Origin of the sequence: Paraburkholderia sp. J94, assembly GCF_905220285.1 — a bacterium.
Taxonomy (GTDB): Bacteria; Pseudomonadota; Gammaproteobacteria; order Burkholderiales; family Burkholderiaceae; genus Paraburkholderia; species Paraburkholderia tropica_A.
The window spans coordinates 540,737-555,667 of record NZ_CAJMZH010000004.1 but is presented as its reverse complement, the minus strand read 5'-3'; the positions used below and the strand labels follow the sequence as shown (position 1 = coordinate 555,667).

Annotated in this window: 16 protein-coding genes; 12 read left to right on the top strand and 4 right to left on the bottom strand. The window is 65.7% G+C overall.

Annotation, left to right across the window (positions count from 1 at the left end; all coding sequences use genetic code 11):
- Positions 1-256 precede the first annotated feature (256 nt).
- From U4Y88_RS11200 to U4Y88_RS11185, 4 genes are all read left to right on the top strand, one after another.
- Positions 257-1,471 (top strand): DUF2863 family protein, encoded by a 1,215-nt coding sequence (locus U4Y88_RS11200; protein ID WP_321783879.1) that lies wholly within the window; start codon positions 257-259, stop codon positions 1,469-1,471.
- Between the two features lie 206 nt (positions 1,472-1,677).
- A complete protein-coding gene (locus U4Y88_RS11195; protein ID WP_321783877.1) occupies positions 1,678-2,616 on the top strand; it encodes a response regulator transcription factor in 939 nt (312 codons plus the stop codon).
- Between the two features lie 10 nt (positions 2,617-2,626).
- Complete coding sequence (locus U4Y88_RS11190; protein WP_224017102.1) at positions 2,627-3,301, top strand: energy-coupling factor ABC transporter permease; 675 nt, start codon at positions 2,627-2,629, stop codon at positions 3,299-3,301.
- A 274-nt stretch (positions 3,302-3,575) separates the two neighbouring features.
- The gene (locus tag U4Y88_RS11185; protein ID WP_321783875.1) at positions 3,576-4,286 is read left to right on the top strand and encodes a BspC domain-containing protein; all 711 of its coding nucleotides are present in this window, start codon (positions 3,576-3,578) and stop codon (positions 4,284-4,286) included.
- Positions 4,287-4,375: 89 nt separating this feature from the next.
- On the opposite strand, the gene U4Y88_RS11180 is transcribed toward U4Y88_RS11185, so the two are convergent.
- Both U4Y88_RS11180 and yaaA read right to left on the bottom strand, forming a co-directional pair.
- Positions 4,376-5,539: a M14-type cytosolic carboxypeptidase gene (locus U4Y88_RS11180; RefSeq protein WP_224017087.1), complete on the bottom strand. Its 1,164-nt coding sequence runs from the start codon at positions 5,537-5,539 to the stop codon at positions 4,376-4,378.
- A gap of 45 nt (positions 5,540-5,584) precedes the next feature.
- Positions 5,585-6,382, bottom strand: coding sequence for a peroxide stress protein YaaA (yaaA, locus tag U4Y88_RS11175; protein ID WP_224017086.1), 798 nt, complete (start codon positions 6,380-6,382; stop codon positions 5,585-5,587).
- Positions 6,383-6,447: 65 nt separating this feature from the next.
- Between yaaA and U4Y88_RS11170 the strand changes: the two genes are divergently transcribed.
- A complete protein-coding gene (locus U4Y88_RS11170; protein WP_224017084.1) occupies positions 6,448-6,939 on the top strand; it encodes a putative toxin-antitoxin system toxin component, PIN family in 492 nt (163 codons plus the stop codon).
- Between the two features lie 157 nt (positions 6,940-7,096).
- The gene (locus U4Y88_RS11165) at positions 7,097-8,290 is read left to right on the top strand and encodes a pyridoxal phosphate-dependent aminotransferase (RefSeq protein ID WP_321783873.1); all 1,194 of its coding nucleotides are present in this window, start codon (positions 7,097-7,099) and stop codon (positions 8,288-8,290) included.
- A 118-nt stretch (positions 8,291-8,408) separates the two neighbouring features.
- Here the strand turns inward: U4Y88_RS11165 and U4Y88_RS11160 are convergent, their stop codons facing one another.
- Positions 8,409-9,050, bottom strand: a complete 642-nt coding sequence (locus U4Y88_RS11160) for a glutathione S-transferase (RefSeq protein ID WP_321783871.1) — start codon at positions 9,048-9,050, stop codon at positions 8,409-8,411.
- A 108-nt stretch (positions 9,051-9,158) separates the two neighbouring features.
- On the opposite strand from U4Y88_RS11160, the gene U4Y88_RS11155 reads away from it, so the two are divergent.
- The 5 genes from U4Y88_RS11155 to U4Y88_RS11135 all read left to right on the top strand — a co-directional run bounded on the left by U4Y88_RS11155 (position 9,159) and on the right by U4Y88_RS11135 (position 13,315).
- Positions 9,159-9,305 (top strand): hypothetical protein, encoded by a 147-nt coding sequence (locus tag U4Y88_RS11155; protein ID WP_321783870.1) that lies wholly within the window; start codon positions 9,159-9,161, stop codon positions 9,303-9,305.
- Positions 9,302-10,093: an oxepin-CoA hydrolase, alternative type gene (locus U4Y88_RS11150; RefSeq protein ID WP_321783868.1), complete on the top strand. Its 792-nt coding sequence runs from the start codon at positions 9,302-9,304 to the stop codon at positions 10,091-10,093. The genes U4Y88_RS11155 and U4Y88_RS11150 overlap by 4 nt, the downstream gene beginning before the upstream one ends.
- Positions 10,090-10,809 (top strand): histidine phosphatase family protein, encoded by a 720-nt coding sequence (locus tag U4Y88_RS11145; protein ID WP_321783866.1) that lies wholly within the window; start codon positions 10,090-10,092, stop codon positions 10,807-10,809. The genes U4Y88_RS11150 and U4Y88_RS11145 overlap by 4 nt, the downstream gene beginning before the upstream one ends.
- A 39-nt stretch (positions 10,810-10,848) precedes the next feature.
- On the top strand, positions 10,849-11,964 hold the full coding sequence (locus U4Y88_RS11140; RefSeq protein WP_321783864.1) for a phosphotransferase: 1,116 nt from the start codon (positions 10,849-10,851) through the stop codon (positions 11,962-11,964).
- A 91-nt stretch (positions 11,965-12,055) separates the two neighbouring features.
- Complete coding sequence (locus tag U4Y88_RS11135) at positions 12,056-13,315, top strand: acyl-CoA dehydrogenase family protein (RefSeq protein WP_321783862.1); 1,260 nt, start codon at positions 12,056-12,058, stop codon at positions 13,313-13,315.
- Positions 13,316-13,389: 74 nt separating this feature from the next.
- Here U4Y88_RS11135 and U4Y88_RS11130 read toward each other — a convergent pair whose 3' ends face one another.
- Complete coding sequence (locus tag U4Y88_RS11130; protein WP_321783860.1) at positions 13,390-13,965, bottom strand: hypothetical protein; 576 nt, start codon at positions 13,963-13,965, stop codon at positions 13,390-13,392.
- Between the two features lie 187 nt (positions 13,966-14,152).
- Here U4Y88_RS11130 and U4Y88_RS11125 point away from each other — a divergent pair, with 187 nt between their 5' ends.
- Complete coding sequence (locus tag U4Y88_RS11125; protein ID WP_224017063.1) at positions 14,153-14,869, top strand: glutathione binding-like protein; 717 nt, start codon at positions 14,153-14,155, stop codon at positions 14,867-14,869.
- Positions 14,870-14,931: the final 62 nt, after the last annotated feature.

Here is a 14,931-nt window from a genome sequence, read left to right as displayed (position 1 = left end):
TGGTTGCCGAACCGACCCGCGGGTTTCTCGTCGCGGGCTTCGCGCTGCGCTGTCAGTGACAGTGAATTGCGAAGGAGACGAATTCTAGTCATGCAGATGACATATCGCAAGCGCTTTCTGACACAAGCTCCTCGCTTCATGCAGCGCAGCAACGCCCGACACACCCGCCTTCCTCTGCTCAACCTGTAGGGCAAACCGATGGCCAGCGCGGAACAGACTAGAATATGGGGTTCTCTGCATCCCAACTCACAGATTTATGCGCTCGCGAATCGCCAAACGCCTACCTCCCGACGCCGACAAACTCGTCGGCCTGTCGCTCGCCCTGTTCGCCTCGGGCAGCCGCACCGAAGACCGCTTCTGGGAGGCCAAGCTCGACACGCTGCTAGCGAAGGTCGTGCGCAACGGCAATCAGACCACGCTCGACGCCGCGCTCGATCATCTGCAGCAGAACCACCCGGACGCCTACGGTGCGCTCGCCGACATGGCGGAAACCCATAGCGAGTCGTTCATCCTCGAACACGAGGGCGAGAAGTACGAAGCGCTGCTGGTGGCCGCGCCCGTTCTCGCGTGGACGCGCTACGTGATTCCGTCGGGCCCGCTGAAGGCCGACGCTTCCGACGCCCTGCGCACGCATCTGCAAGCGCACGTGCTGGCGAGCGGCACGCACGTCGCGATGGCGCCCTATCTCTATAGCATCGACCAGCTGCCGCGCCATCACGTCGAAACGTGGCGGCTCGCGCAACAGCTCTCGCAATCGGCGCTGACGGGCAACGTCGCGAAGATCAGCGCGGGCGAACTGCCCGAGACATCGCCGATCCTCGCCGATCCGCGCTTCCTGCTCGCCGTGGTGGCTGCTCCGCTCGGCGCGCCGCTGTTCCGCTGGCAGGAAGAGGAGCACGGTTCGCGCATCGAGCGCGCCCAGTGCCTCGAACAATGGGCGACGCAAGGCGGCGCCAATCTGGCCGTCGTCATGCCGGGCTGCGAGTTCGAGTGCCTGCTGCCGGACGCCTACTACTCGGCCTGCCGCGACGCCGACGAGCGCGTGCGCCCGCACACCATCCGCACCGCCGTGCGCTATCTGCTCGACACGATCGGCGCGACGGCGCAGGACCTGCGCGCCGTGGTCGCGGGCTTCGGCGAGCGCCGCATCGACGAATACCGCATCGGCTTCACCAAGCGCGGCAGCAACGACGTGCTGTACGGCGTCGTCTGGCCGCTCTACGGCCGCGAAAACGGCGACGCCGAGATCGACGAGGAGCCGTCGGAAGAAAGCGACGCCACCGGTCCGCTCGAAGAAATCGTGACGCTGCTCAAGGAATCGGGCATCACCGACATCCGCCGCCACGCGGGCCGTTTCGAGCCGGAATATTGCGATGATTGCGGCGTGCCGCTCTATGCGGATCCGCTCGGCGAGATCGTCCACGCCGAGATGCCGGAAGATGCTGAGCCCGTTCAGCCTCACTTCCACTAAGCAACGCGGCGTTTTCCTACCCGCCATCTCCCAAGTCCCGCCACTGTGCGGGACTTTTTTTTGCCCTACGTCCTACGCCATCTGGACAGGCCGTCAAAACGCAGCCGTTTTGTCATCATGGTGCGGTTGTTCCGGTTTCAAGCGACGTGTGCCGAACGCACGCGCACCACAACATTCCGAGAGGCAATACACGGGAGGGCAGTGTTATGCGGTTTGCTGTTTTCAATCCAGACGCCGAACGGCGCGAAGGGCTCAAGGCGCTGTTAAGACAAATCGACCGTCGCGCGCGCTTCAGCGACGCCCCGGACTGGCGTAGCGCCGAACGCGCGGCGCAGCGCTTCACGCCGAATCTGTTCGTCATCGACTGGCACGACGGCATCCGCGCCGGCGAGCTGCGTCACTTCGTCAATCGGCACCGCACGCTGCCCGTCGCCGTGCTCGTCGATCGCACCGAACCGCCGCACATGGTGCGCGCCCTGCTCTCCGAAGGCGCACGCGGCATCATCCGCCGCACCACGGACTCGATCCTGATCGTCAAGCTGCTCGAACTGATCCTGCTCGGCGGCGATCATCTGCCCGCCGACGTCTTTGGTCCGATGTTCTGCCCGCCCGGCGCGTGGCCGGTTCCGCCGCGCCGCCATGCACGCGGCATGGCGCTGCCACACAAGCTGTCGCCGAAAGCGAGTCTTTCGCCGCGTCAGGAGCAGATCCTGCGTTGCGTGCACATGGGCAGCACGAACAAGATGATCGCGCGCGCACTCGGCATCAGCGAAGGCACGGTCAAGGTCCATCTGGCCAGCATCTTCCAGCAGCTCGGCGCGCCCAACCGGGCGGCGGCCGTGGCGATCTACAACGGCTTGCTGTCGAACCAGCTGCAGGTGCTGCGCACGCGTCGCGAGACTGCGCGCAAACCCGCACATGGCGAGCATGGCCCCACGCCGCTGCGGCCGCGCGAGGAGACGGCGTACCGCTATCCGTTGCTGACAGACGACACCCGCGCGCCGCTAGCGATGGCTGCGGAGCCCACGCCGCCCTACGGCGGCGCGGCACCGGCGCCTTCCACCGCGCCCGGGACGACCGTCGTCGACGCCGAAGACAGCGAAGCGCCGCCAGGCTGCGTACACGTTTTGCCCTCCAACGAGTAATATGAAGCACATGGGGTTCCTCTATACGCCACTACCGTTGTGGGTCATCGTCGCTGCATGGGTTGCATCGGCGGGTCTGCTTGCGTTCGCGCTATGGAACAACCCGTTCAAGCGTCTGCAGGACGCGACGCTCCAGCACGTGTGGCTCGCCATCATCGTGGCCGTCTCCGTGCTGTGGGCGAGCAACGCGTGGCTCGAAGACGGCACCGTGATGCACCTGCTCGGCGCCACCCTCGTGGTCACGCTGTTCGACTGGGGGCTCGCGCTCATCGCCATGGCCGTGGTCGTCGCACTTGCTGCGCTCGTGTTCGACTCGCCCTGGGACGGCGTCGCGCTCACCTTCCTCGTGTACGGTGCGTTTCCGGTCTGTCTGTCGGCGTTGCTCCAGCGCGCCTTCACTGCCTGGCTGCCGCGCAACCTCTTCATGTTCATCGTCGGCCAGGGCTTTGTCTCGCCCGCCATCGCGGTCTGCGCCGCGGCGTATCTCGCGCTCGGCACGCACATCGCGCTCAACAGCGGCTCGATGCTCACGGTGCCGGCCGGCTATGCGTTCAGCGTGTTCTTGCTCGCGTCCGGCGAGGCCTGGTTCACCGGCATGGCCACGGCGCTGATCGCCGTCTATCGGCCCGCGTGGGTCACCACCTACGACGTACGCCGCTATCGCCTCGGCGGACCTCGCACCTGACGTCGCTACGCGACGCGCAACGCGTCGTCCCTGCACGCAGCACGAAGCGTCTCATCCCTGACGGTTTCCTCAATTGCCACGCGCCACGCGTGCGCTAGAATGATTCGGCGTCTGCGGCCACGAGCCGCACACTGCGTCGCCGCCAGCCAAAACACGGCGTCAACTGTCGATCCCACGAGGGCAACGCGCGAAATAATTGTTTCAGGATTGAACTCAACCACGCAGCGCAGCATCTTACGGTGCCAGACGTTCCACCCTCATCCAGAACAATCAGATGGACCGCAACATCGCTTTCCGCCAGTTGCTGCGTACTGGAGGCCGACTGGTCGCCTGCGCCGCGAGCCTGATGCTCGTCTGCACGCTGCCCGCCGAGGCCGACCAGCTCGAGCAGCAATCCGATCTCGTCAACACCTACGTCACGCAGATGCATGCCGATCCGCTGGTCGCCAGTTGCGCCGCGCACGGCAACTTCATCGCGGGCACGTCGAGCGTGCTCGATCACGTCGAGTTTCCGCCCAGTTCCTTCGATAGCACGCACGCCACCGTCACGCCCTGGAACGACTCCTTCGACGAAGGCAAGCAGCGCGTGAAGGTCGACACCATCGTCACCGTCGACGGCATCGGCATTCCGCAGGACCGCAGCCATGCGCCGTACGATCTCAAATTCCGCTGCGGCTATGTCGGCCAGCAGATCCTCGCTTTCAGCTGGAACGATCCCGAACCGCCTGCACGCGCGCACAGCGAACGCAGCGGTGCCTCGTCGGGCGCGGCGCATGTGAGCGGCAAGCACGGCGCGAAGTCGAAGAAGGCCACCGGCAAGAGCAAGGGCACGACGAAGAAGTCGACCAGCAAGTCGAGCCACAAGTCGTCGGCGACCACGTCGAAAAGCGCCACGAAGTCCGCGTCGAAATCGACGACGAAATCCAGCGCGAAGGCCACGACGAAAAAGTCGACGACGACAAAGAAAAAGTCCACGGCACAGTAAGCGCGGCACAAGCAAAAGGGGGAAGCGGCTCACACCGCTTCCCCCTTTTTTCATCTCATCGCGATCGCGGCCAGGCCGCTAAGCGAGCATCACGCAAACGTCTCGACGTGATGCAGGATCGCCTGCAGCATCGCCGCGCCGAGCGACGCGCTGCGCTCGCCGTTCCAGCCCACGCGCTCGTCGGGCAGGTTCGCGTTGTCCTTGAACGGCATTTCAAGCGTGAGCGAGAGACAGCCGTAGCGATGGCCGATGTACTTCGACGCGAGCTTGAGCGCATCTTCGCGATAACGGCTCGCCTCGTAGCCGTGCTTGTCCTGGAAGTCGGGGCTCGCGATCTTGAAGGCGTCGATGAACGCCTTCTGCTCCACGCGCTGCTGCTCCGTGAAGCCCGGCAGCATTTCCGAGCCCGCCACGAACACATACGGCAGCGTCTCGTCGCCGTGAATGTCGAAGAACAGATCGCAGCCGGTCTGCTCGATCGCGTCGCGCACCACGAGCACTTCGGGGCTGCGCTGCGCGTCGGGCTCCATCCATTCGCGATTCAGGTTCGCGCCCACGGCGTTGGTGCGCAGGTTGCCGTGCACGCTGCCGTCCGGGTTCATGTTCGGCACGATGTGGAAGATCGCGCGGTCGAGCAGCTTGCGCGCGACCGGATCGCCCGACCAGTCGCCCCAGCCCGCCAGCCGCTTCACGAGTCCTTCGACGAACCATTCGGCCATCGACTCGCCCGGATGCTGGCGCGCGATGATCCACACGGTCTGCTTGGGCTTGCCTTCAGGCGTCGTGTCGCCGGGCATGCCGAGCGAGAGCAGCGACATCGGCCGGCCCTCGACGCTCTGGCCGAGTTCGCTCAGCGTGGCATGCGGCAACTGCTGCAGCGCGCCGAGGAATTCCGAGTGGCGCTCCTCGCCGTACGGCTCGAAGTACGCGTAGTAGATGCTGTCGAAATCGGGCGTGTGCTCGATGGTCAGCGCCTTGCCGTCATACGAGGTCGGCACGCGGAACCAGTTCACGCGGTCGTAGCTCGCGACGGCCTGGTAGTCGCGCCAGCCTTCGGGAAACGCGCAGGCCGACGCGTTCTCGAAGGTCATCGTGCACGGCTCGCCGCGCGCGCCCGTCAGGCGGAAGTAGAACCACTGCGCGAATTCCGACTGATTGTCGGGCCGCACGCGCAGGCGGATATCGTCGGGCTGTTCGCACGACAGGACTTCGATCGCGCCCGCGTCGAACTGGCTGGAGATGGAAATCGTCATGGCAATGTCCTTGGCTGGATCGGTGCTCGCGCGCCGCTCAAACGGTCAATCGGCGATGCGCCGGCGGAATACGTAGGTCGAATCGTTCGATGCGCCCGCATCGAATGCGTAGCCTTCGCTGTCGAAGGCCTTGAGCGCTTCGGGCTCGGCGATGCGGTTCTCGACCGCATAGCGCGCCATCAGGCCGCGCGCGCGCTTCGCGTGGAAGCTGATGATCTTGTAGCGGCCGCCCTTCCAGTCCTCGAACACCGGCGTGATCACGGGCGCGTCGAGCTTCTTCGGCTTCACGGCCTTGAAGTACTCGTTCGACGCGCAATTCACGAGCACGCGCGCGCCGTGCTTCGAACGCTTCGCATGGTTGTGCTCGAACTGCGCGTTGAGCGCGTGCGTGATGCGCTCGCCCCAGAACGCGTAGAGATCCTTGCCGCGCGCGTTCTCGAAGCGCGTGCCCATCTCCAGACGATACGGTTGCAGCAGGTCGAGCGGACGCAGCAGGCCATAAAGACCCGAGAGCACGCGCACGTGGTTTTGCGCGTAGTCGAGGTCGGCGTGCGAGAGCGATTTGGCGTCGAAGCCTTCGTAGACGTCGCCGTTGAACGCGAGCACGGCCTGCTTCGCATTGGTCTGGCTAAAGCGCGTGGACCAGTCGGCGTAGCGCTGGAAGTTCAGCCGCGCGAGCGGGTCGGAAATGCTCATCAACGTGCCGATCTGCTGCGGCGACAGGCGGCGCAGGCCGTCGATCAGCTCGGCCGCGTCGTCGACGAAATCGGGGATGGTGTGGGTGTCGACGTGCGCCGGCGTGTCATAGTCGAGCGATTTGGCCGGCGACAGAACGATTATCATAGAGGCTTGCAGGGCACGCGGTGCCCATGTTCAAAGGCGAAAGCCCGATTGTAGCGAATTCACGAATGACCGGTTTTACGCCCCAGAATACCGACGCGCCCACGGTGGTGCTCGACTCCAATGTCTGGCTCGACATCCTCATCTTCGACGATCCCCACACGCGGCCGATACGCGCCGCGCTCGAACGCGGCGCCCTCAAGGCGCTGATCGACGCGCGCTGCCACGGCGAACTCGCGTTCGTGCTCGATTATCCGCATCTGCAGGGGCGCGGCGTGGACAAGGCTGGCGCGCTGGCCGCGCTCGCCCCGCTCGTCTCGCTGATCGAGCCACCCGAGTTGCCCGCCGACGCGCGTGCGCTGCCGCAATGCCGCGATCGCGACGACCAGAAATTCCTCGAACTCGCGCGCGCGAGCGGCGCGGCGTGGCTGGTCTCGAAGGATCGCGCAGTGCTCAAGCTCGCGAAGCGCATCGCGCGCGACTTCGGCTTTCGGATCGCGACGCCCGACGTGTTCGTCGCCGAATGCGGGCTGGGCGGCGCGGCGGAAGCCGCGGCCTGAAGTCGTCGCGACCGCGGCAGCCCGACGCGAACTGCGGCGACTTGAGGCGATCCACGGCCCGGGCCACCGGAACCCCGCGCCCGAACCCGCGCACGCAGCCGCGCCGATTTCCCTACAATCAGGCTTTCCCGTTCCTCCGAATTCAGACGACCGCGCCATGAACGCACCGCATCCTTCGCAAGCTCCGTCGACGCAGAACCTGCTCACGCCCTCTTTTCCGTCGCGTCTGCCCGACGTCGGCACGACGATCTTCACGGTGATGAGCGCGCTGGCCGCCGAAAAGGGCGCGGTCAATCTCGGCCAGGGCTTTCCCGACTTCAACTGCGATGCGCGCATCGTCGACGCGGTCGCGCAGGCCATGCGCGACGGCCACAACCAGTATCCGCCGATGGCCGGCGTGGCCGCGCTGCGCGAGGCCATCGCGGACAAGATCGAGCAGGTCTACGGCCGCCGCTACGACGCCAACAGCGAAATCACGGTGACGGCGGGCGCCACCCAGGCGCTCCTCACGGCGATTCTCGCGACCGTGCATCCCGGCGACGAAGTGATCGTGGTCGAGCCGACCTACGACAGCTATCTGCCGTCGATCGAACTCGCGGGCGGCAAGCCCGTGTTCGTGACGCTCGAAGCGCCCGACTACGCGATTCCGTTCGACCGCCTCGCCGCGGCCATCACGCCGAAGACGCGCCTGATCCTCATCAACACGCCGCACAACCCGACCGGCACGGTCTGGCGCGCGGAAGACATGCGCCAGCTCGAAGAGATCGTGCGCGGCACCAACGTGCTGATCCTCTCCGACGAAGTCTACGAACACATGGTCTACGACGGCCAGCCGCACGAAAGTGTGGCGCGCTACCCGGAACTGGCCGCGCGCAGCTTTATCGTGTCGAGCTTCGGCAAGACGTTTCACGTGACGGGCTGGAAGGTGGGCTATGTGGCCGCGCCCGCCGCGCTCTCGGCGGAATTCCGCAAGGTGCATCAGTTCAACGTGTTCACGGTGAACACGCCGATGCAGGTCGGTCTGGCGCACTATCTGCGCGATCCGCAGCCGTATCTGGACCTGCCCGCGTTCTATCAGAAGAAGCGCGACTTTTTCCGCGCGGGCCTCGCGAACTCGCGCTTCAAGCTGCTGCCCTGCGAGGGCACGTATTTCCAGTGCGTCGATTACTCGGCGATCAGCGATCTGCCCGAAGCCGAGTTTTCGAAGTGGCTCACGACGGAGATCGGCGTGGCGGCGATTCCGGTGTCGGCGTTCTATCACGAGTCGCACGAATCGGGCGTCGTGCGCTTCTGCTTCGCCAAGCAGGAAAGCACGCTCGCGAGCGCGCTCGAACGGCTCGCGCGGCTCTGAGCGCGTAGCGCCACGCGACGCCATTTCACGCCGCGCCCGCGCGATGATCTGCGTGACAACGGCGCGAACCGCCTCACGGCGCGCCCGATCATCGCGCCGCGCGGCGCGCCGTTTCCCTTTACGCGTTCGCTTCGATATACGCCTTGCGGTCGGCGCCCACGCGCTGCGCGGCCGGGCGCTCGCCCACCTGCTTGATGTACGCCTTCCAGTCCACGCCGGCCTCGGCGAGGAAGTCGCGGCCGTAGATCTTCTGCGTCGTCATCGCGACGAGCGGCAGGCTCACGAACGCCGCCATATCCGCCACGCCGAACTGCGCGCCGCCCACATAAGGCGCGAACTTCGCAATCCGCTTGAAGCTCGCGATATAGCGGTTCAGGCGCTTTTCCACCGTCGCCTTCACCTCGTCGCTGGCCTTGCCGCCGAAGAACGCCTCGCCGTACAGATCGCGCGCGACCAGCTCCAGATGCGTTTCGATGAACGTGATCAGCTCGCGCTCCTTGGCGGCCTGCCACGGATCGGCGGCAAAAATGTGCTTCTCGGGAAAACGCGCCGCCAGATATTCGACGATCACGGCCGACTCGCACAGAAAGCCCTGCTCCGTCTCGATGTACGGCACCTTGCCGGCCGGCGATTCGGCGAGCTGCGCCTCGGCGAGCGGCAGCTTCGTCACCACTTCCTCGAACGGAATGCCATGTTCGAGCAGCACGAACTTCACCTTGTTGTAGTAGTTCGACAGCGCAAAACCATGCAGCTTGATCATCCTTGTCTCCTCCCGGGGGGCGAGATCCGGCAAAACGAGATTGCCGAACCGTTTTCATAAAAATGTACGACCGTGCTATTCTAGGCCAATCATGGAGCCAGGCTTCCAATGACTTTCCATCATTTCAATATTGAGACACTCGGCGGCGCTGCGATTGCGTATCCCGCCGACACCTTCGCGAAACTCGCCGTAAAAGGCAAGTCCGGCAAGCGCCTGCGCGCCGCCCCCATCGCACCGAACGAGGCCCAGTCATGAGCGCCGAACTCCTCAGTACCCGCCCGCACGGCCATGAATCGACGCTCGTGCTCACGCTCTCGAATCCCGGCGCGCGCAACGCGCTGCATCCCGACATGTACGCGGCCGCGATCGAGGCCTTCGACGCCGCCGAGCGCGATGCGTCGCTGCGCGCGATCGTGCTCACGGGCGCCGACAACTTCTTCTGCGCGGGCGGCAACCTGAACCGCCTGCTCGAAAACCGCGCGAAAGATCCGTCGGTGCAGGCCGCCAGCATCGACATGCTCGCGCAATGGGTCACGGCCATGCGCCAGTGCAGCAAGCCCGTGATCGCCGCCGTGGAAGGCGCGGCCGCGGGCGCGGGCTTCTCGCTCGCGCTGGCCGCCGACCTGCTGGTGGCCGCCGAGGACGCGAAGTTCGTGATGGCCTACGCGCGCGTCGGCCTCACGCCCGACGGCGGCGGCTCGTGGTTCCTCGCGCAATCGCTGCCGCGCGCGCTGGCGTTCGAGCTCATGGCGGAAGGCAAGCCGATCGCTGCGCCGCGCCTCGCCGAACTGGGCGTCGTCAACCGCCTCGCCAAACCACAGGGCGCGCTCGACGCCGCGCTCGCCTGGGCCGACGAACTCGCGAAGATCGCGCCGAACTCGGTCTCGCGCATCAAGGGCCTGACGAACGCCGCTGTCACGCACACGCTCGACGAGCAGCTTGCGGCCGAACGCGACAACTTCGTCGCCTCGCTGCATCACAGCGACGGCCTCGAAGGCATCACTGCGTTCCTCGAAAAACGTTCTCCGGTCTACAAGCGATGAGCGACTTCCAGCTACCAAAGCGCCGCCGTGTGTATCTGATGCGGCATGGCGACGTCACCTATTTCGACGATTCGGGCCGCGCCATCGACCCGGACACCGTGCCGCTCAACGAGAACGGCCGCGCGCAGGCGAGCGCCGCGGGCGCGGCGTTCGCGCAGCAAGGCGTGCGTTTCGACCGCGTGATCGTCAGCGGCTTGCGGCGCACCGTCGAAACCGCGCGCCACGTGCTCGACGCGACCGGCCAGGCTATCGCGCTCGAAGAACAGCCCGCGTGGCAGGAGATTCGCGGCGGCCGTCTCGCCGACATCCCGCCCGCGGATATCGAGAACGCGTTCCTGCGCGCCTTCGACGGCGTCGTGCCCGAGGAAACGCGCTTTCTCGGCGGCGAGAGCATCGGCGAATTGCTCGATCGCGTGTTGCCCGCCGTGGCCGAACTGCGCGCCGACACCTCCTGGGACACCGCGCTGCTCGTGCTGCATGGCGGCGTGAACCGCGCGATTCTCTCGCATGCGATCACGGCCGGCGGGCGCACGTTCTTCGGCCATCTCGCGCAGACCACGGGCTGCATCAACGTGCTCGACGTGGGCGCGAAACCGCACGACTGGGTCGTGCGCGCGCTCAACCACGCGCCGCCCTCGCCTTTGCATCGCGACACCCGCAACACCACGATGGAGATGCTGTACGCGCAATATCTGCGCTATCGCCCGCAGCGCTAGCGCGTTGCACCGACGGCTTACACAAGAACGGAGACAAACATGGCGCAAGCCAACCCGGATGGAGACAAGAACGCCGCCGACAAGTCCACCGACTTCTCGGCGTTCGAAGGCACGCGGCCCGTGGCCGATCGTCAACGCTTCGACGTCGAGGCCTTGAGCGGCTGGCTCGCGGCGCACGTCGCGGGCTTCGCGGGGCCGCTCACGGTCGAGCAGTTCGCCGGCGGCCAGTCGAATCCCACCTTCAAGCTCGTCACGCCCACGCGCAGCTACGTGATGCGCGCGAAGCCGGGGCCGAAGGCGAAGCTGCTGCCCTCGGCGCATGCCATCGAGCGCGAATATCGCGTGATGGACGCGCTCGGCGCCACCGACGTGCCGGTCGCGAAGATGCTCGCGCTCTGCGAGGACGAAGCCGTGATCGGCCGCGCGTTCTATGTGATGGAGTTCGTCGAGGGCCGCGTGCTGTGGAATCAGGCGCTGCCCGGCATGACGCGCGAGGAACGCGGCGCGATCTACGACGAAATGAACCGCGTGATCGCCGCGCTCCACAACGTGAAGCCCGACGCCATCGGTCTCGCCGATTACGGCAAGCCCGGCAATTACTTCGCACGCCAGATCGATCGCTGGAGCCGCCAGTATCAGGCCTCGGAAACCGAATCGATCGACGCGATGAATCGCCTGATCGAGTGGCTGCCGCAGCATATGCCCGACGATCAGGGCTCGCGCGTCTCGGTCGTGCACGGCGACTTCCGCCTCGACAACCTCATCTTCCACCCGACCGAACCGCGCGTGCTCGCCGTGCTCGACTGGGAGCTTTCGACGCTCGGCGATCCGCTCGCCGACTTCTCGTATCACTGCATGGCGTGGCACGTCGAGCCGGGCCAGTTCCGCGGCATCGGCGGACTCGACTGGCAGGCGCTCGGCATTCCCGACGAGCAGCACTACGTGCAGCGCTATTGCGAGCGCACCGGCCTCGAAATCCGCGGCGACTGGAACTTCTATCTCGCCTACAACATGTTCCGCATCGCGGCCATCCTGCAAGGGATCATGAAGCGCGTGGTCGACGGCACCGCCGCCAGCGCCCAGGCCGCCGACGCGGGACGCCGCGCGCGGCCGATGGCCGAACTCGCGTGGCACTACGCACAAAAGGTGCGCTAGACGCGCGCCGGATTTCCTGACTCATCGATCGGCAAACCCATCGCACGCGAATCGCATTCGGTGCGCTTCCGTGCTCTTTAGCGAGGTCCAGATGAATTTCGATTACACCCCGAAAGTGCAGGCGCTGCGCGAGAAGCTGCTCGCGTTCTTCGACGAACACATCTATCCGAACGAGTCCGTTTATCACGAGGAAGTCGAGCGCAACCGCGCCGCCGGCAACGCGTGGGTGCCCACCGAAATCGTCGAGAAGCTCAAGGTCAAGGCGCGCGAAGCCGGACTGTGGAATCTGTTTCTGCCCGAATCGCATCGCGGCGCGGGCCTGACGAACCTCGAATACGCGCCGCTGTGCGAGATCATGGGCCGCGTGATCTGGGCGCCCGAAGTGTTCAATTGCAGCGCGCCCGACACTGGCAATATGGAAACCATCGAGCGCTACGGCACCGAGGAGCACAAGCGCCAGTGGCTCGATCCGCTGCTGCAAGGGCAGATTCGTTCGGCCTTCCTGATGACGGAGCCGGAAGTCGCCTCGTCGGATGCGACCAACATCCAGACGCGCATCGAGCGTGACGGCGACGACTACGTGATCAACGGCACGAAGTGGTGGTCGTCGGGCGCGGGCGATCCGCGCTGCGCGGTCTATATCGTGATGGGCAAGACCGATCCCGACGGCCCGCGTCACGCGCAGCAGTCGATGATCCTCGTGCCGTCCGACGCGGCGGGCATCACGGTCAAGCGCCCGCTCACGGTGTTCGGCTACGACGACGCGCCGCACGGCCACATGGAAATCAAGCTGGAGAACGTGCGCGTACCGGCGTCGAACATCCTGCTCGGCGAAGGTCGCGGCTTCGAGATCGCGCAAGGTCGCCTCGGACCGGGCCGCATCCACCACTGCATGCGGCTGATCGGGCTTGCGGAACGCGCGATCGAATTCATGGCGAAGCGCGCGCTTTCGCGCGTCGCGTTCGGCAAGACCATTGCGCAGCAGACGGTCACGCAGGAGCGCATCGCCGAAGCGCGCTGCATGATTGAACAGGCCCGCCTGCTCACGCTCAAGACCGCGTACATGATGGACACGGTCGGCAACAAGGGCGCGCGCGGCGAGATCGCGATGATCAAGGTGGTCGCGCCGAGCATGGCCTGCCAGGTGCTCGACTGGGCGATCCAGGTGCACGGCGGCGGCGGCGTGAGCGGCGACTTCCCGCTCGCTTACGCGTATGCGCAGGCGCGCACGCTGCGTTTCGCGGACGGCCCGGACGAGGTGCATCGCAACGCCATCGCCAAGCTCGAATTCGCGCGCCACATGGAGCCGGGCGCGGCTTCGCGCGTGGAGATGCCGGTTACGCGCTCGTAAGTCCGGCGCTCACGGGCAACATCGGCGCGGCATCGGGCAGATCGCAAAATCCGCTCGATGCGCGCGCAATTCATTCAGCCTGCGCCCGCGCGCCCGGTCGCGAGCGTTCTGGCCACCGACGCCAGCGTTCTGCGCCGGATCCAGCCGCTGGCCGCGCGGATCGCCAGCCAGTACGGCGTCATCAACGCCTGGGTGGACCACGACGGGCAATAGACGAACGTCTCCGTCACAAGCCGCGACGCCTGCGCGCCCGCTTCGTCCACGCGATAGCGCAGCACCAGCTTCGCGATATCGGTGCGTGCGAGCGCAAGGAAAGCGTCGGCGTCCGCCACCTCGACGAGCCCGAAATCCGGCCGCCAGAAGCGCCCCGCCAATCCGAACGATAACTCGCGTTCGCTGCGCTCGAGCGGCGTGAACGTGCTCAAGCCGAACGGCGCGCGCGCCTCGCCGCCGTGCAGGCGCTGCATCAGCCGCGTTGGCGCCTCGCGCACGCGCATCAGCGTATCGATCACCTTGTCGTCGCGCATATCGAGCGCCACAAGCGCATCGAGAATGCGCGCGGGCGACGTTTCGCCAAGCGTCGTGGCGTGTCGCTCGTAGAACGTATGGCTCGGCAAAAAGCGCGTGTGTGCGGTGGCGGATGGAGTCATCGGAGACGAGTGCGAATCGCGGAAGCTGGACACAGCGTTACATGATGCCACCGTCGCGCACCGCAACGATCCCACGCTGACATTGAGGTCACTCGCCGGCCTTCTGCGCGGCGCGCCGAACTATGCTAATTTCCGCCAGTTCAGGCGCCGACGCCCATGCCGTGGCGCCCCGTCCCAAGGAGCCACGATGATCGACGTCTATAGCTGGGCCACGCCCAACGGCCACAAAGTCCACATCATGCTCGAGGAAACCGGCCTCGAGTACCGCGCGCATCCGATCGATATCGGTGCGGGCGATCAGTTCAAGCCCGAGTTTCTCGAGATCAGCCCGAACAACAAGATTCCCGCGATCGTCGATTCCGAAGGTCCGGCGCGCGCCGACGGCAAGCCGTTCTCGCTGTTCGAATCGGGCGCGATCCTGATCTATCTGGCCGCGAAAACCGGCAAGTTCATGCCCGACGATCTCGCCGCGCGCTACGACGTGCTGCAGTGGGTGATGTTCCAGATGGGCGGCCTCGGCCCGATGCTCGGCCAGGCGCACCACTTCCGCATCTATGCGCCCGAGAAGATCGAGTACGCGGTGAACCGCTACACGAACGAAGCGAAGCGCCTCTACAACGTGATGGAAACGCAGCTCGAAAAGAGCGAATATCTGGCCGGCAACGAGTACACGATCGCCGATATCGCCGCGTTCCCGTGGACGCGTTCGTGGCAGAACCAGGGCATCGATCTCGACGCGCTGCCGAACGTGAAGCGCTGGCACGAAACCATCGCCGCGCGCCCCGCAGTCAAGCGCGGCGTGGAAGTGCTCGCGAACGCGCGCAAGCCGCTGATGGACGACAAGGCGAAGGAAATGCTGTTCGGCGCGACGCAGTACGCGAAGCACAGCGCTAAGGCGGCCTGATTTACGGATTGAATCGCGGCACGCTTCAAAAGAAAAGCGGCGTCCGGTGTGAACCGGACGCC

What these genes read in the sequence shown, in the direction of transcription:
- U4Y88_RS11135 (WP_321783862.1), top strand. Translation starts at nt 12,056, where the DNA reads ATGAATTTCGATTACACCCCGAAAGTGCAGGCGCTGCGCGAGAAGCTG.
- U4Y88_RS11155 (WP_321783870.1), top strand. Translation starts at nt 9,159, where the DNA reads ATGACTTTCCATCATTTCAATATTGAGACACTCGGCGGCGCTGCGATT.
- U4Y88_RS11180 (WP_224017087.1), bottom strand. Translation starts at nt 5,539, where the DNA reads ATGACGATTTCCATCTCCAGCCAGTTCGACGCGGGCGCGATCGAAGTC.
- U4Y88_RS11195 (WP_321783877.1), top strand. Translation starts at nt 1,678, where the DNA reads ATGCGGTTTGCTGTTTTCAATCCAGACGCCGAACGGCGCGAAGGGCTC.
- U4Y88_RS11190 (WP_224017102.1), top strand. Translation starts at nt 2,627, where the DNA reads ATGGGGTTCCTCTATACGCCACTACCGTTGTGGGTCATCGTCGCTGCA.
- U4Y88_RS11160 (WP_321783871.1), bottom strand. Translation starts at nt 9,050, where the DNA reads ATGATCAAGCTGCATGGTTTTGCGCTGTCGAACTACTACAACAAGGTG.
- U4Y88_RS11200 (WP_321783879.1), top strand. Translation starts at nt 257, where the DNA reads ATGCGCTCGCGAATCGCCAAACGCCTACCTCCCGACGCCGACAAACTC.
- U4Y88_RS11170 (WP_224017084.1), top strand. Translation starts at nt 6,448, where the DNA reads ATGACCGGTTTTACGCCCCAGAATACCGACGCGCCCACGGTGGTGCTC.
- yaaA (WP_224017086.1), bottom strand. Translation starts at nt 6,382, where the DNA reads ATGATAATCGTTCTGTCGCCGGCCAAATCGCTCGACTATGACACGCCG.
- U4Y88_RS11125 (WP_224017063.1), top strand. Translation starts at nt 14,153, where the DNA reads ATGATCGACGTCTATAGCTGGGCCACGCCCAACGGCCACAAAGTCCAC.
- U4Y88_RS11185 (WP_321783875.1), top strand. Translation starts at nt 3,576, where the DNA reads ATGGACCGCAACATCGCTTTCCGCCAGTTGCTGCGTACTGGAGGCCGA.
- U4Y88_RS11140 (WP_321783864.1), top strand. Translation starts at nt 10,849, where the DNA reads ATGGCGCAAGCCAACCCGGATGGAGACAAGAACGCCGCCGACAAGTCC.
- U4Y88_RS11150 (WP_321783868.1), top strand. Translation starts at nt 9,302, where the DNA reads ATGAGCGCCGAACTCCTCAGTACCCGCCCGCACGGCCATGAATCGACG.
- U4Y88_RS11165 (WP_321783873.1), top strand. Translation starts at nt 7,097, where the DNA reads ATGAACGCACCGCATCCTTCGCAAGCTCCGTCGACGCAGAACCTGCTC.
- U4Y88_RS11130 (WP_321783860.1), bottom strand. Translation starts at nt 13,965, where the DNA reads ATGACTCCATCCGCCACCGCACACACGCGCTTTTTGCCGAGCCATACG.
- U4Y88_RS11145 (WP_321783866.1), top strand. Translation starts at nt 10,090, where the DNA reads ATGAGCGACTTCCAGCTACCAAAGCGCCGCCGTGTGTATCTGATGCGG.